This window comes from Nocardia vinacea NBRC 16497, from assembly GCF_000308835.1.
In the GTDB taxonomy this organism is placed as follows: Bacteria; Actinomycetota; Actinomycetes; order Mycobacteriales; family Mycobacteriaceae; genus Nocardia; species Nocardia vinacea.
The window spans coordinates 99,697-114,441 of record NZ_BAGN01000015.1 but is presented as its reverse complement, the minus strand read 5'-3'; the positions used below and the strand labels follow the sequence as shown (position 1 = coordinate 114,441).

Annotated in this window: 19 protein-coding genes and 1 riboswitch; of the genes, 11 read left to right on the top strand and 8 right to left on the bottom strand. The window is 63.0% G+C overall.

What is annotated here, in order from left to right; genetic code table 11:
- Positions 1 to 85 precede the first annotated feature (85 nt).
- Together ON44_RS02495 and ON44_RS49865 are read right to left on the bottom strand one after the other, a co-directional pair.
- A complete protein-coding gene (locus ON44_RS02495; RefSeq protein WP_157187036.1) occupies positions 86 to 418 on the bottom strand; it encodes a DUF397 domain-containing protein in 333 nt (110 codons plus the stop codon).
- Between the two features lie 5 nt (positions 419 to 423).
- Positions 424 to 1,251 (bottom strand): helix-turn-helix domain-containing protein, encoded by an 828-nt coding sequence (locus ON44_RS49865; protein WP_373283118.1) that lies wholly within the window; start codon positions 1,249 to 1,251, stop codon positions 424 to 426.
- Positions 1,252 to 1,451: 200 nt separating this feature from the next.
- Here ON44_RS49865 and ON44_RS02485 point away from each other — a divergent pair, with 200 nt between their 5' ends.
- From ON44_RS02485 to ON44_RS49855, 7 genes are all read left to right on the top strand, one after another.
- Positions 1,452 to 1,772, top strand: coding sequence for a hypothetical protein (locus ON44_RS02485; protein ID WP_040686111.1), 321 nt, complete (start codon positions 1,452 to 1,454; stop codon positions 1,770 to 1,772).
- A 415-nt stretch (positions 1,773 to 2,187) separates the two neighbouring features.
- Complete coding sequence (locus ON44_RS49860; protein WP_157187034.1) at positions 2,188 to 2,340, top strand: hypothetical protein; 153 nt, start codon at positions 2,188 to 2,190, stop codon at positions 2,338 to 2,340.
- Positions 2,337 to 2,552, top strand: a complete 216-nt coding sequence (locus ON44_RS02475) for a hypothetical protein (protein WP_040686109.1) — start codon at positions 2,337 to 2,339, stop codon at positions 2,550 to 2,552. The genes ON44_RS49860 and ON44_RS02475 overlap by 4 nt, the downstream gene beginning before the upstream one ends.
- An 806-nt stretch (positions 2,553 to 3,358) precedes the next feature.
- Positions 3,359 to 3,931 (top strand): hypothetical protein, encoded by a 573-nt coding sequence (locus ON44_RS02470; RefSeq protein WP_040686108.1) that lies wholly within the window; start codon positions 3,359 to 3,361, stop codon positions 3,929 to 3,931.
- On the top strand, positions 3,931 to 4,245 hold the full coding sequence (locus ON44_RS02465; protein WP_040686107.1) for a hypothetical protein: 315 nt from the start codon (positions 3,931 to 3,933) through the stop codon (positions 4,243 to 4,245). The genes ON44_RS02470 and ON44_RS02465 overlap by 1 nt, the downstream gene beginning before the upstream one ends.
- Positions 4,245 to 5,099: a hypothetical protein gene (locus ON44_RS02460; RefSeq protein ID WP_040686106.1), complete on the top strand. Its 855-nt coding sequence runs from the start codon at positions 4,245 to 4,247 to the stop codon at positions 5,097 to 5,099. Before ON44_RS02465 ends, ON44_RS02460 begins: the two co-directional genes overlap by 1 nt.
- Positions 5,096 to 5,644, top strand: coding sequence for a hypothetical protein (locus tag ON44_RS49855; RefSeq protein ID WP_157187033.1), 549 nt, complete (start codon positions 5,096 to 5,098; stop codon positions 5,642 to 5,644). Before ON44_RS02460 ends, ON44_RS49855 begins: the two co-directional genes overlap by 4 nt.
- 137 nt (positions 5,645 to 5,781) lie before the next feature.
- Here ON44_RS49855 and ON44_RS02455 read toward each other — a convergent pair whose 3' ends face one another.
- From ON44_RS02455 to ON44_RS02445, 3 genes are all read right to left on the bottom strand, one after another.
- Positions 5,782 to 7,584, bottom strand: coding sequence for an MDR family MFS transporter (locus ON44_RS02455; RefSeq protein WP_281005000.1), 1,803 nt, complete (start codon positions 7,582 to 7,584; stop codon positions 5,782 to 5,784).
- Complete coding sequence (locus tag ON44_RS02450; RefSeq protein WP_051181368.1) at positions 7,581 to 8,087, bottom strand: MarR family winged helix-turn-helix transcriptional regulator; 507 nt, start codon at positions 8,085 to 8,087, stop codon at positions 7,581 to 7,583. Before ON44_RS02450 ends, ON44_RS02455 begins: the two co-directional genes overlap by 4 nt.
- Before the next feature lie 89 nt (positions 8,088 to 8,176).
- Entirely contained in the window at positions 8,177 to 8,998 is an 822-nt protein-coding gene (locus tag ON44_RS02445; RefSeq protein WP_040686104.1) for a crotonase/enoyl-CoA hydratase family protein, read from the bottom strand.
- Positions 8,999 to 9,160: 162 nt separating this feature from the next.
- Between ON44_RS02445 and ON44_RS02440 the strand changes: the two genes are divergently transcribed.
- The gene (locus ON44_RS02440) at positions 9,161 to 9,634 is read left to right on the top strand and encodes a YbaK/EbsC family protein (protein ID WP_040686103.1); all 474 of its coding nucleotides are present in this window, start codon (positions 9,161 to 9,163) and stop codon (positions 9,632 to 9,634) included.
- Positions 9,635 to 9,751: 117 nt separating this feature from the next.
- Complete coding sequence (locus tag ON44_RS02435; protein ID WP_083897614.1) at positions 9,752 to 10,219, top strand: flavin reductase family protein; 468 nt, start codon at positions 9,752 to 9,754, stop codon at positions 10,217 to 10,219.
- A gap of 33 nt (positions 10,220 to 10,252) precedes the next feature.
- Here the strand turns inward: ON44_RS02435 and ON44_RS49850 are convergent, their stop codons facing one another.
- Entirely contained in the window at positions 10,253 to 10,402 is a 150-nt protein-coding gene (locus ON44_RS49850) for a hypothetical protein (RefSeq protein ID WP_157187032.1), read from the bottom strand.
- Between the two features lie 16 nt (positions 10,403 to 10,418).
- The gene (locus ON44_RS02430) at positions 10,419 to 11,783 is read right to left on the bottom strand and encodes an aminotransferase class V-fold PLP-dependent enzyme (RefSeq protein ID WP_083897613.1); all 1,365 of its coding nucleotides are present in this window, start codon (positions 11,781 to 11,783) and stop codon (positions 10,419 to 10,421) included.
- 45 nt (positions 11,784 to 11,828) lie between these two features.
- Positions 11,829 to 11,942, bottom strand: a riboswitch (SAM riboswitch).
- Positions 11,943 to 12,056: 114 nt separating this feature from the next.
- Here ON44_RS02430 and ON44_RS02425 point away from each other — a divergent pair.
- Positions 12,057 to 12,692: a LysE family translocator gene (locus ON44_RS02425; protein ID WP_040686137.1), complete on the top strand. Its 636-nt coding sequence runs from the start codon at positions 12,057 to 12,059 to the stop codon at positions 12,690 to 12,692.
- A 44-nt stretch (positions 12,693 to 12,736) separates the two neighbouring features.
- Here ON44_RS02425 and ON44_RS02420 read toward each other — a convergent pair whose 3' ends face one another.
- Positions 12,737 to 14,164 carry a DHA2 family efflux MFS transporter permease subunit gene (locus tag ON44_RS02420; protein WP_083897612.1) on the bottom strand — a complete coding sequence of 476 codons (1,428 nt, stop codon included), beginning with the start codon at positions 14,162 to 14,164 and terminating at the stop codon, positions 12,737 to 12,739.
- Between the two features lie 82 nt (positions 14,165 to 14,246).
- Here ON44_RS02420 and ON44_RS02415 point away from each other — a divergent pair, with 82 nt between their 5' ends.
- Entirely contained in the window at positions 14,247 to 14,669 is a 423-nt protein-coding gene (locus ON44_RS02415; protein WP_040686101.1) for a MarR family winged helix-turn-helix transcriptional regulator, read from the top strand.
- Positions 14,670 to 14,745: the final 76 nt, after the last annotated feature.

Genomic DNA, 14,745 nt, shown 5'->3' with positions numbered 1-14,745 from the left:
ACCACGTAGTGCTCACACTAACTACCTTACCGAACAGCAAAAGCTCAGCGCAGCAAGAGGATTCGACGGCTACGGCTGTCCGGGTTCACTCGTGGCGGTCGAATTGGCCGTCGGCAACACCCTTCGCGAAGGCATCCCATTCGTCGGCGTTGTAGACCAGCGTCACGCTGTCGCTGCTGAGGGTCGCGCCGCCGTCCTGATCCACTGTCACGGTGAGGATATCGGCCACCGTGCCCGAGTTCTTACCAAGGGCCAGATCGAGAACCATCGCCCAGTGTTCAGCCGGGACGGTGATGATCGGCGAGGTGTTGTTCGGGTACTTGCTGTCGCGAATGAGCACGGCGCTGCTTCGATGGGCAACTTCCACGCAGGTCTGATCCCCTCCGCTGAAAGTAGATTTGAAGAAGGGTGTGCTCACAGTGCTTATCCTATCTGGCTTGCAATTCGGTCGATCAAGTTCTGCGAGTCGCCTGGGTCGAGAGCGATCAGCTGTACCTGGTTGTACAGGTAGTCGAGGTCGTTGACGCGTTTGGGATCCTCGACGATCTCGCCATAGGCGGCGGATTCGACCCAGCCCAACGTCGGCAGACGTGCACTCTCGAAATCCAACAGATGAAACGTCGAGGCGTTGAGGCTCGCGATCGCGCCGCCAGCTTCGAACGGGATCACGCGCAGATCGAGCGTATCGGGGTGCTGATCCACCAGACGCTGGAGATGTCGAAGCTGTGCTCGATGCACATCCGGACCGCCCACCTGATACATCAAGGCCGCCTGTCCGATGATTGCCGACAGTTGGAGGGAATCAGGCTCGTTGAGGCGCTGCTGACGCTGTAGTCGCGTACTGACGCGCTGCTCGACCTCGGTCGGCCGTCCGGTGGTGACGTTTGCCTTCATCAGCACGCGAATGTAGTCCTCGGTCTGAAGCAGGCCAGGGATCACGCCGCTCTCGAAGCTTCGGATGCTTTGGGCTCCGTCTTCCAGGCCGTAGAACCGCATCAGTGATTCGCTGAAAAGGGCCGAGTACTCCGCATATGGGCCACGCCCCTTGGCGACATCTCGCAAGACCAGTAGCTCTGCCTGCTCGTCGGCGTCGAACTCCAACAGATTCATCAGGGTCTTGAGCTTGTCCTCGCCGAGCACACCCTTGCCCTTGACGAGCTGCGACCAGTACTGCGGGCTGACATCCAAGGCCCGGGCGACGGCATTCGACTTCTCACCGCGAGCGTCAGCCTGTTTGCGGATTCGAAGCATGAGTTCCCAGCCAGCAACGGTGGGAGACGTCCGTGCCATCTCGTCGATCCTTCCTGGGATGAGCCGTGATCACCGTATAGCACGGACACACGGCAACCTTCATCTACGTATTGAATACTTTAATCAAGTGATTTATTCTTCTCCGTATCCAATACCACAGTACGCGCTTGCATCGGCAGGGCCGAGCGGATCGGGGAGCCATGGCGGTACACGTAGTCGGCGGATCGCTGATGACCAGCGACCAGTCCGAGCATCAGGCAAAAAGTGTTGGCGATAGCTGCTGGGTGGTCTCCTACCTGCCCGGTAGGACGCTGACCACGGTGCAGGCGACAGCGGCGATGCAGGCCGCCGAGGCGGTGGCGGTCGTCGAGGCGGTGGCGGTCGTCGGCATGATGGCTGGTCTGGTCGGCCTCACCGCGCTCGAAACCATGGGGCTGGCGCTTCGGGAACCCCCGTGGGAGACCTCGCTACACAAGCCTGCGCGAAGCCGGCGGTGGTGGCGTACGGGGGAATGTCGATGAACGACCTGTGGCACGTGCTACTCATCACCGCCGCCGTCGTCGGCGTGTGGATGGCCTGTTTCCTCGTGGGGACAAGCCGAATGGAACTTCGCGCGGATCAGGACTACCCGATTCCGGTCCGCGGACCTCGACCGGACCGAAGCCGGGACTTCGCGAAAGTGACCAACGTGCGCCCGATTTCCGCTCGGCCGACCCGAATCATCCACAATCAGAACAGCATTCGAGCGCGAATCTATTCGCCGCGCATTCGCGTCACCGTGGGAAGACCGGCCCACTACGCACGGACGGGAACATGGGGATGAAGAAGTGCGGATGCGACTGCGGTCCATGGATAAAGCTGTCCCAGTACGGAGTCGGGAAGTTCGACCGGCGCACCGGGAGGCTGGTCGAAGTGACGTGTCCATCCCGGTTCTGCATGACCTGGGCACGCCTGGTGGAAGGCAAGATCGCCGCGCATTCCGGAACCATCGACGCGATTGTTCCCGGCGGATGCCCATGGATCGGCACCCGCGTGGTGGACGACCGCGCTGACTTCGGTATCCGGGTGACGCCACCGGAGACACAATGACAGCAGGGTCGCCACGACCGGGCGAGTCCGACGTACACCTCAGCGTTTTCCTGCACGGCGCGCGGTTCGACTTCGCCGCCTGTGTCACCGCCGCGTTGATCTTCGTACTCGAGCACCAGGCCCGCCACTACCTCGGCGCGGTACAGGTCATCCCCGGCGACGCCACCGGACTACCCAGACTGCCCGACGAACGCCTCTATCTGGAACCTTGAAACGGAGTCGCGCCCAGCCCTGACGACGGCCGGGGCCGGGCGCGATTCGCTTCGGACGGGTTCGCTCGGAACCGGCCCGCATGCCCTATCCACTGGACTATCGCACCGAGATCGCCGACTTCGATGAGCTGAAGCGCCACCACCGCCGACCGCGGCCGCCACGTCCGCCGCGCCCACGACCTCGGCCCCGTCGACCAACTCGACCGCGTCTTCCTACGCCCCCGCTCCGCCTTCGGCGAAACAACCATCTGCCCCGGCCCGCCCTCGATGCCCGCCACTGCCCCCGCTGCTCGGGCTCCCGCAACTCCGAGATCATTGCGTTCACCGCCGGTCATGTGCACCCGTCAGCATGTAAGGGTTCAGGCGGGTCGACATCAACCGGGGACGCAAGAACCGGACAGACCCAGTCTCGCTGCCGATCGGTCCGCCTATTGGCGCGTCGAGATAGCTCAGGCCGGTCGCCGGCCGTGGTGATATGGCGGTCGAACACACCGTGGGCGACCATAATTCGACTGCGTTCGACGGAATTCCCAAGCCCCAGGCTCGATACAGCAGGAGTGACCTGGACGCCGCACTAACCTGTTGATTCCTCGATAGGATCGGTGTCGAAGATCAAATGAGGGGGAACAGTTGGCCGACACGCGCCGGACTGATAACGATGCGTCCGCGTCTGTCATTCCCTCGCAGTGCGGGATCACCACCGGCGCTGGCGAAGTCAGGTACCGAGGTCGTTCACGCTGCCAACCGGACTCGGGAGCAGCGCTCGACTGAACGAGAGATTGGATAGCAAGGGGAGTGAATAACACATGACTACCTCTTTGATCGGGGTGGGGCTATTCGAGATGACACTCGACGACGGCCGCCTACCTGCCCAGGTCGACGTGAACCGAAACTTGCACAGCCACTTGGATGCACGCGACTTCTCGACTGCCGCTATGACCGGCTACTACAAAGCGCTGTGGATACGCGATGCTGCCATCATTGCTACAGGAAACTTCAGCGCGCTTAGTGCCCGCCCCTCCCGTCGCGCCGAGATCATCACGTTGCTCGATACGCAATCGCTGACAGAATTTGAGACGATCGAACGGGCCACTCGAGGGCACGCGGAGTTTATCGGAACCGCAGCGACAACTAGTTTCGGAATACCTTCCGTCACCGTGACTGCGAATCTTTCTCGTGTTCTCAGCATTTCGATTGATGCCAGATGGGCGGCGTCTACGCAGCCATCTTATATTGCGTACGACATCGTCGAGTGCGCAAACCAAATCCGTCAACAACGGCCACGCTTCCACGAAAGTGGATCTTGGGCTGATCGTGACGACGAAGATCTCGAAAATGAACTTCGAGCATACAAGAAATATCTGACAGGGAACCTCTGATGACCAATTTCCAGGTGGACCTGGATCATTTACGATCTGCGGCAAATGCATGGCGAGATGCAAGCACAGCACTCAGTCAGGCCGCAGCACAGGCAGATACTATCAAAAATGGCCACAAAGAAATCAAATGGTCGATATTTCAAGATGTCTGGGACGCGCAGGTTGAAGCTGCAAAATATATGTTCGATCGACTTACAGAGGGAAGTAATGAGGCGCACTCGATCGGTTCCGTCCTAATGCATGTTGCCAATGTCTACTACGAGCAAGACAGTAGGTTCGCAGGCACATTGATCAAGCTCGACGGAGGACAATAATGGGGGCCGACAAGACCCTGAAGGACATCAACGACGCGCTGCAGACATTCTCGGATAAAGTCGAGGAAGTCAAGAATCAACCCGACAAGGTCGATAATGCGTTCAACACGGCCGCGATAGCCGCCGCAGCAAGTGAGGGTAACGCAATCATCCCTATTCCGGGCGTCGGAGCAGCGATTGGCGGAGCTTACGGTGCAATTACCAAGGATGACTTCTCTGGTTATATGAGCGATAATAAGGAAGAGATCAAGAAGAAGATCCGGGATCTTCTCCAAGACCTCTCCGATGCCATCGAAGCCACAAAAGCACCTATCGCCTTTCTGCAAACCAGCGGAGACTGGTTACAACTCAAGTCCAAGATCGGAGAGGCGCAGAACGACGAGGTGAACAGCGGCAACCTGACCGGCTATTGGAAAGGAACTGCCGCTGATCGGTACCTCAACAAGCGGCTGCTCCAAGACACCGCGATGGACTCGGTAAAGACTATCTGTGACACCTTGAACACAAGCCTCGTTTCGGTATCCAACGCGGCGTGGCAGTACTACACCGATGTGGCCGGACAATTGGCCGGTTTCCTGGCTTCTTTCGCGGCAGCTTTGACCAAGATAGCCAGCTTCTTCGAAACGCCGTGGGGAATTTCGGATGCGATCGATCTACTTAAAGTTGCAACCGACAATGTAGTGACGTTCATGAAGACCCTAACGACTGCTCTCCGGGCCGAAGTGGAAAGTATCAACAAGATAAAGTTCTCTATAAGCAACCCGAAAGGGATCTATAACGATCATTGGCCGCAAAGCGCCTCGACCGAATTGGATACCAATGATCCGACTCCAGCGTGGACGGCGGCAGAATGAACCTGAGATCCATACCTTTGGTACTGCTTGCACTTATTCTTCCGAGCTGCGGGCTGCTGCCGAAATCTCATACCGACAGTCCCAGCGAGATTAAAAGAAGTAATCACACGCTCCAGGAATTATGCGACTTCCCGAAGCAGTTCTATGCCACGAAGTTTCATGCCGAAAGCCTTCGCGTGGGCGTCATTGCAACAAAGCCACTGACCGAGAAAATCGGTACCGGAAATGGGTGTGATTACCATACTGCGGATGACTCGGATTATCTCGGATATATATTCCTCGACGCTCCTCCTGCGGTCACTCCGTCTGCTACTGCCGGAGCCGGAACTCCACGCACCTTGATGGTTGACGATGTTTCTGTAACGGATACCCCGCAGACACAGCAGGCTTTACCCCCGTTTACAACCGCCCCGACGCAATACGCCCTGCTGTCTGCAACTATTGACGGCTGGCGAGGCGAGTTCGAACTATTGGGCCGAGACGAGCAAACGATACAAGCAGGCGCGGAGACGCTCGTGCATATGATTCGGGCGTTGAAGAATTAGCCTTCGAATATGCCCCGACGGCGATAGAATTCGCGGTACGGCGAGAATTCGCTTCCGCTCTCGGCGAGAAATAGGTCAGTACCCCGGCGTCCGCGCCCGGCACCTACGGGCACCGGGCGCGGGCACATCCGATGGATTCACGCCGAACCAGCGGCACCCGTTGTCTGCGGTTTGACACCGTTCGTTGAACTCACCACGGCATCCACCGTCTCCGCGGACGGATTCGAGGTTTCCCGGCCCGTGGTCGACAATCCGGTGCGCTCGAGAGCATCGGATCCATTGGCCGTCGCCTCACCCTTGGCCGCCTCGATTCCGCCGACGGTTCGCAGCGGCACTTCCTTCCAGAACAGCACCAGGATCAGCCCGAGCAGGGCCATACCGGTCACCGACAGGAATACCGTCGACATCGATTCCGCGAAACCGACCTTGAACGGGCGCGCCAGTTCCGGGCTGAGCTGCTGCACGATCGAACTGTCCTTCAGCACCCCGGCGGCTGCCGAAGTATCCTGCGCGAGTAGACCTTTCGCTAGTGCGGCATCAGCGGGATTGCTGCTCTGCGCGGCCTCGACCACGGCGTGCTGGAATGCCGGATCGGTGGCCGCGGACTTCATCTCGGTGGAGATGTTCGGCGTCAGCTGCGCGAAGAGAATCGACAGGAATACCGCGACGCCCATCGTGCCGCCGATCTGCCGGAAGAAGGTGGCCGCGGCGGTGGAGACGCCCATATCCTTGGGCGGCAACGCATTCTGCACCGCGATGGTGAGCGGCTGCATGAGATTGCCGAGCCCGAATCCGGTGGCTGCCATGAAGATCATCGCGAGCCACAGTGGGCTGTCGGCATTCACGAAGTGCAGCAGGAACAGGCCCAGCGTCAACATGGTCGCGCCGATGAGCGGGAAGATCCGGTAACGACCGGTACGCGAGATCAGCTGGCCGGATACGATCGAGCCGGTCATCATCCCGAGCACCATCGGCAACATCTGCAGACCCGCCAACGTTGGACTCGATCCGCGCACCACCTGCAGATACTGCGGCAGCAGCGAAATACCGCCGAACATCGCCGAGCCCACCACGACCGAGATCACCACGCCGAGCGCGAAGGTCTTATTGGCGAACATCCGCAGCGGAATCAGCGCCTTATCCTTCATTGTCTTCTCGACCAGCACGAACCCGATGACACCGAGCACACCGATCACATAGCAGAGGATGGATCGTCCACTGCCCCAACCCCATTCGCGGCCCTGCTCGGCGACAATGAGCAGCGGCACCAGTCCGACCGCGAGCACGAGCACACCCCACCAATCGACCCGGTCGGTGGAATGCGGCCGCTTCGGCAGCTTGAGCACCCTGGAGACGACGCCGAGCGCGATCAGGCCGATCGGCACGTTGACGAGGAAGACCCAGCGCCAGCCGCTGATTCCGAGGATGCTGTCCTGTCCGGCGAGCACACCACCGAGCACCGGGCCGATCACGCTGGAGGTGCCGAAGACCGCGAGGAAGTAGCCCTGGTACTTGGCGCGTTCGCGCGGGCTGACGATATCGCCGAGGATGGTCAGCGCCAGCGACATCAGGCCGCCCGCACCGAGTCCCTGGAATGCGCGGAACGCCGCGAGCTCGTACATCGACTGCGCCATCGTGCACAGCAGCGAACCGACCACGAAGATCGAGATCGCCGCCATGAAGAACGGCTTGCGGCCGAACATATCGGACAACTTGCCGTACAGCGGTGTCGCGAGTGTCGCGGTGATCAGGTAGGCGGTGGTCGCCCACGCCTGCATCGAATAGCCGTCGAGATCGTCGGCGATGGTGCGGATCGCGGTGGACACGATGGTCTGGTCCAGCGCGGCAAGCAGCATGCCGAGCAGCAGACCACTCATGATGGTCAGGATCTGTCTGTGGGTGAAACCTGTGGGCTCCGCCACGGTGGCAGGTGCGGTCACGAATCTTTCTCCGTCTCGAGGTCGTACAGGTTCTGGTCCTGGCGGATGGCCGCGATCATGGCGGGCTTGGCCTGCTCGTAGTCGTCGACGAACTTCCGCAGCAGCCCGGCGAAGGTGGCCCGGTCCTGCGGCGTCCAGGCCGCCATCACCCGGGTCAGGTTTTCGTGCCGACGCCTGCGGATCCGCTCGGCGACGTCCCGACCGTGCTCGGTGACGACCAACACGGTGGCGCGGCCGTCATTGCGATCGGCCTGCCGCTCGACCAGCTTCCGTTCGACCAGATGGGCGATGTGCCGACTGACCGTCGACGCATCCGAATGCACCGCGTCGGCGAGTTCGCCCGAGCGCATCGGCCCGTCACAGAGCAGCCGGAACAGAATCGCGAAGGCGGCAGGATCCACGCCGTCCCGGCTGCGCAGCTGCGCCGCGGTCCGATCGCGCATTCGCTGCAGCCGGGTGAGCTGAATCGCGATCGCCTCGACCGACAGCCCGTCCTCATCCACTCGACTCACCTTTACTTGCGTCAATCAATTAGTTGCGTGATACAAGTATGTGTGCGAGCCAACGGCTAGGGCAAGCGAATATGTGGCCTTTACCGGCCCTTGAACTCCGGAGCTCGCTTCTCGAACACCGACTGGATTGCCTCGGTCAGATCCTCGGACGGCAGGAATGCGGAGTTCCACGCGGAGACATAGCGCAACCCGGCGGCCACCTGATCCCTGGTGCGCTGCTCGAGCACATCCTTCGCGCCCTGCACCACCAGCGGCGGATTCGCGGCGATCTCGCGCGCGATGGCGTGCGCCGCGTCCAGTACCGCCTCCTGGTCGGCGAATACATCGTTGACCAGGCCGATCTTCTCGGCACGCGCCGCGTCGATGTCCTTACCGGTGTAGGCGAGTTCGCGCAGATGGCCCTCACCGATGATGCCCGGCAGCCGGTGCAGCGATCCGATATCGGCGACGATCGCGACCTTCGCCTCGCGCAGGCTGAACTTCGCGTCCGCGCTCGCATAGCGGATATCGGCGGCGGCGATCAGATCCAGCCCGCCGCCGATGCACCAGCCGGAAACCGCTGCGATAACCGGCTTGCGGCAATCGGCCACCGCCGTCACGGAGGCTTGCATGCGGCGCACCTCGTAGAGGAAGTCGGTACGCGGCGCGGCCAGCGCCTTATCCGCCATCAGCGGACCGAACGTGCCTGCCATGGCGGGCAGGTCGAGTCCGTAGGAGAAATGCTTTCCGGAACCGGTGAGCACAATGGCGCGAACCTCGGGATCGGCGTCCAGCCCGCGGAAAATCTCCGGCAGTTCTCGCCAGAAATCCGGACCCATGGCATTGCCCTTGCCGGGGCCGGTCAGCGTGACCTGCGCGATGTGGTCCTTGGTTTCAACGGTGAAAGCCTGCCAATCAGTCATTCGTCCAGCGTAAAGCAGGTGCGAGCAAGCCAGCCGACCAGTCCGTGCCGCGTGCAAATGCTGCGCAAAGTTGGTGCGACGCACTGGTTCTCCGTCGAAACATCTCGACCACTGACCAGAACTCGACCCGCACACTGCCCGCAATCGCTCTACTCTGGTTCCATGCGCAGGTCGCTTCCACCAGTCGCATGCCGGGTCGCAGATACCCTGATCGCGCGCGGCCACCATGGTGTCATCGTCACTCAGCCCGCTCCCACGCCCACCGCCGCCGATGCCGCACGGGCACTCGGCGTCGATGTGGGCGCCATCACGAAATCACTGGTGTTCCTCCTGGATGACGATCCGGTGCTGCTGCTGGTTTCCGGCGCACACCAGGTCGATCTCGGACGCACCGGCGAACGGCTGGAAGGCAAGCTCACCCGCGCTCCCGCCGCGATGGTGCAGGAGGTAACCGGTCAGCCCATCGGCGGCATCGCGCCGGTCGGCCATCCCACCAACCTGCCGACGTGGGTGGATAACGTGCTGTCCACGCACCGGGAAGTCTGGGCCGCGGGCGGCCATCCGAACACCGTGTTCCGCACCTCGTTTCGCGAACTGGTGCGCATCACGGCCGGGCTTCCGATCGACGTGGACTGAACGCTGCACAAGCGTGCGGCGTAGTTTCGTCATGTGACCGATGCTCAACCCCCCGCCACGGACATCCAGATTCCCGATGATCTGAGCGGTATCACCGCCGAGCTGTACCGCGCCTCCATGCGGCACTATCCGGCGGGCGTCACCGTCGTCACCCTCGGCTCCGCGAACGGCCCGGTCGGCTTCACCGCGACCTCCTTCGCATCGCTGTCCCTGGAGCCCCCGCTGGTCTCGTTCAATATCGCCCACACCTCGTCGAGCCTGAAGGCATTGCAGGCGGCCGACTCGGTGGTGGTCCATTTCCTCGGCGAACACCAGCACGATCTCGCCAAGCGTTTCGCCCGCACCGCCGATCAACGCTTCAGTGACCGCTCCCTGTGGACCACCCTGGACACCGGCGAGCCCGTGCTGCACGGCACGCCCATCTGGATCCGCGCCACCATCCAGCAGTTGATTCCCATCGGCGACCACACCCTCGTCGTCGGCCTGGTCACCCGGGTCCACGACAACACCGACGAACAGCCCAGCGCCGCTCCGCTGCTCTACTACCGCGGCCGCTATTACCGCCCGACCTCGCTCGAAGACTGAACTCGGCCGGGCGGATTCACCTGCGCGGCAACGCTATAGATCGAGCGATGAGCCGGCGCGCACCTCGATCTGGCAGGTGTCCGCGCCCATATCCAGCGATGAGGGCGTGGTCGAGTCCGGGATCAGCTCGTCTTGGCCGGGTTCCCTCGGTGCTGGATCAGCGGTCGGCTCGGGTGGACTCACCAGCTCGACGCGACGATCAGCCGATCGAGCAGGGCGCGGCACCGTCGGCGGAATCGGGGCGGGCGAAGGGACGGGTCTCGGGTGTCGGATTCCAAAGTCCGTCGGTGCTGGCGTAATTCCACGACGCACCCTTCTCGACGAGGGTGGCGATGGCCTCGACCAGCCGATCCACATCGTCGGAGCTGGTGCCGAGGCCGATGCTGGCACGCAGCGCACCGTCCAGGCCGAGCCGCTCGAGCAGCGGATGAGCACAGAAGCGGCCGTCGCGAATGCCGATGCCGTGTTCGGCGGAGAGGTAGGCCGCGACGTGTCCCGGGATGAATCCGTCCAGTGTGAAGGCGACAATGCCGACGGTGTCGGGGCTGTCGTCCCAGATGCGCAGCAGGTTGACACCCGGAATCGCGGACAGCCCGGCGCGCAGGCGATCGGCGAGCCGCTGCTCATGCGCGGCAAGGATCTTCGGATCGATCGCGCACAGCGCGTCACATGCGGCGGCGAGCGCAGCCGCACCCAGGACATTCGGGGAACCGGCCTCGTGACGCTGCGGCGCCGATGCCCATTCCGCGCCGGTAGTGGTGACCTCGCGGACCGCCCCGCCGCCCGCCAGATACGGTTCGGCGGCATCGAGCCAATCCCGGCGTCCGACAAGCACTCCCGCGCCGAACGGCGCGTAGAGCTTGTGTCCGGAAAAGGCGAGGTAGTCGATTCCGGTGCCGCGCAGGCTGATGCGACGATGCGGTGCCAGTTGCGCGGCATCGACCAGGATGCGCGCACCGCACTGGTGCGCGATGGTGGCCAGGCGCTCGAGTGGCAGCACCTCACCGGTCACATTCGACGCGCCGGTGACCGCGAGCAATGCCGCTGGCTTACTGCACAATTCGGCGATCAGCTGGCGGATCGTCTCCTCGACGGTCGCCGCGGCCTCGACGACGCGCCGACCGTGCCGGGTCCAGGGCAGGAAGTTCGCATGATGCTCGATATCCAGCACCACGGTGTCGCCGGGCACACAGGCGGCGAGCAGATTCAGCGAATCGGTGGTGTTGCGGGTGAACACCACGACCTGGTCGTCGGCGGCGTCGAGGAAGCGGGTGACCGAACCGCGCGCGGCCTCGTAGCACTCGGTGGAGATCCGCGAGGCGTAACCGGCACCGCGGTGCACACTCGCGTAGAACGGCAGCAGCTGCTGCACGCGGTCGGTGACCTGCGCCAATGCCGGTGCGCTAGCGGCGTAGTCGAAGTTCGCGTAGGTGGTCGTTCCGCCCTGTACGAGCGGCACCTGGAGGTCGTCGCCGGAAACCCGGGCGAGGGCGGCATCGGGGGACGGCAGTCGGCGGAGCCGACGGGGTGGGTAAACACAGCTCTGCTCAACTACAGCGGTCATCACAAATCCCATCGGCTGTGGGACCCGAAATCAGGTGATCATCCGAGTCCGCGCTTGCCGCACCCGGTCGGGCTGCGGCCCGGTCGTCACCCGGAGCACCCCACCGCGGAGGAGGGTTGCCGACCAGCTAGCCGGGGCTTGACGCTGGTACTCATGACCTGAACCGAGATTGGCAGATGCCGCACCGCCCTGTCAACCGGCACCTTTGCTGCATACACATGCAGTCGAATAAATAACCTTGCAATGCCGAGCGATGTGCGGTCTGATCGAGCGGTGACGCTTTCCCTGCTGCTCAGCTTTATCGGCCTGTGCATTCTGCTGTCGATCACGCCCGGCCCGGATTCGTTCCTGGTGCTGCGATTCTCGATCGTGGACGCGCGACCCGGCATCGCCGCGGCGATCGGCTCGGCACTGGGCGGGATCGTGTGGGCGGTAGTGGTCGCGGCGGGCGTCGCCGCCCTGCTGGAACAGTCCGCGACGGCCTACCGGACGCTGAAGGTCATCGGTGGAATCTACTTGGTGTACTTGGGAATTCGGGCGCTGATCGATCACCGCAAGCAGCGCAGGGCGGGCACCGCCGCGGCGTCCGGACAGTCGGCCGCGGAGGCTCCCGCATCGATCCGCTCGGCATTCGCCGCAGGCCTGGTGTCGTGCATGTTCAACCCGAAGGTCGGGCTGTTCTACCTGGCGGTACTGCCGCAATTCCTTACCGATGTCACCTTTCTGAACACCCTCGCCCTCGGCGCCATCGAATGCTCCATTGCCGCCGTCGAGATGATCCTGCTCGCCATGCTGGCGTCACGAGCGGTTGCGATGTTGCGCCGCCCACAGGTTCGGGATCGGCTCGAACAGATCAGCGCGGCCATCCTCGCCGCACTCGGCATCGGCACGGCCGCTTCTGCCGCGTAATCCGTCATGCGCCTGGCCGGTCGCCACCGACCAGGCGCACAGTGTCACGGGTTCGGCTGAATCTCCTTGCGCCACAGCAATAGTGACGCGATCAACGAGATGACCGACGCGGCCGTGAGCCACCAGAACGCCTGCCGGAAACCGGCATCCACCGGCAGTCCGGCCGCACCCGCGCGATACAGCACCACCGCGAGCAATGCCGCTCCGATCGACCCGCCGACCCGCTGCAGAATATTCACGAACGACGCCGCATCCGGCATCTTCTCGGGCCGCACCGAGGCGTAGGCCGCGGAAATGATCGGCACCCCGGTCAATCCCGTTGCCACGCCGCGGATCAACAGAAGTGCCTGTACGACAACAGGATTCATCGAGGCGTCGGCGAGCGCGAATGGCACGGTGACCGCGGCCGTCACCGCACTGCCGACCACCGCGACCACTCCCCCGCCGTACCGATCGGTCAACCGGCCGCCGACGGGCAGCGCGATGATGCCACCGATCCCGAAGGACATGAGCAGCAAACCCGTCGCGATGAGACCGTCGCCATGCAGCACCTGAAAGTACAACGGCAGCAACAACATTGCCCCGAACAGCGACGCACCGGCGAAGAAGTTCGCCACATTCGCCGTGGCGAATACCGGATGCCGGAACAGTCCGCCATCGAGCAGACTGCCGCCACCCCCACGCACCGACCGCACCACGAACAGGCCGAGCGCGAGCACCCCGACCACCACCGACACCCACACCGTCGGCGCGGAAACGCTACCGCGACTGCCGAATTCACCCAGGCCATAGACCAGCGCCGACAGTCCGACCGCGATCAATGCGAATCCGGTGGCATCGAATCGACCGCCGTTGCCCGTCGCTTCCGCCCGCGGTAACACCCGACGCCCCAGGACGAACGCGACCAGCCCGAACGGGATATTGATCAGGAACAACCACTCCCAGTCCAGATTCGCCAGCATGACGCCGCCGATGGTCGGCCCGATCGCGGGCGCGGCGACCACCGCGATACCGACGACACTCATCACCCGGCCCAGCCGCTGCGGACCCGCGACCTGCCCGAGCACCGTCTGCCCGGCGGGCACCAATAGCCCCGCGGCCAGACCCTGCGCAATCCGAAAACCGATGAGCCAGCCGATATTCGGAGCCAGCGCACACAGTCCGGAGGTCACCGTGAATCCGGCCAGCGCGGTCAACCAGACCCGGTCCATTCCGAATTGCCGCCCGAGCCAACCACACAGCGGCAGCGTGACGGCGAGTGCGAGCAGATAGCCGCTCGCGATCCACTGGGCACTGTCCAGTGCCGCACCGAGATCCGTCGCGATGGAGTTCAGCCCGATATTCACCAGCGACGTGTCCAACATGCTCATAACGGCGCCGAAGACCACCACACCGGCCACCCGCCAGACCCGTGCGGGAATGGGTTCGAGTGCGGGCGCGGTGGCGGCGACGGCCGTTCGAGTATCCGACATGGGATCCTCCGCTATTTGTAGACAACCTAGATTGCGGAGGTTATCAACAATCTAGCTACTCAACAATAGATACAATTACCGAATGCCCGCCGACCACATTCACCCCCGCGGCCTGCTCCGCTTCCCGACGTACGCGCTCGGCAAGCTGCACAAGGCCGTACACGCCGAGATGGGCACGTCATTGCGTGAACACTGGGTGCTGGTCTGCCTGGAGGAATTCGACGACCTGTCCCAGCAGCAGGTCTCCACCGCGCTCGGCATCGACCGCAGCGAGGTGGTCCGGCTGATCGATGGCCTGGAGGAGGCCGGTTTCGTCATCCGCACCCGCGATGCGACGGACCGGCGCAAATACCGGCTTTCCATCACCCAGTCCGGACGCGCCGAGCGCCGCAAGACCGATCAACTCATCGAAGAGGCCGCCGAGCGGGTGCTGCACCGCCTCGACGAGGACGAGCGGCAGACCCTGCACCGCCTTGCGCTGAAGGCACTGGGCGAAGAATTCTGACCGATACCGCAGGTACCGTAGACAGTTGGTCACCGTGGCGTTTGCCCACTGGTAACCCTGCTGTGGAACAACAACG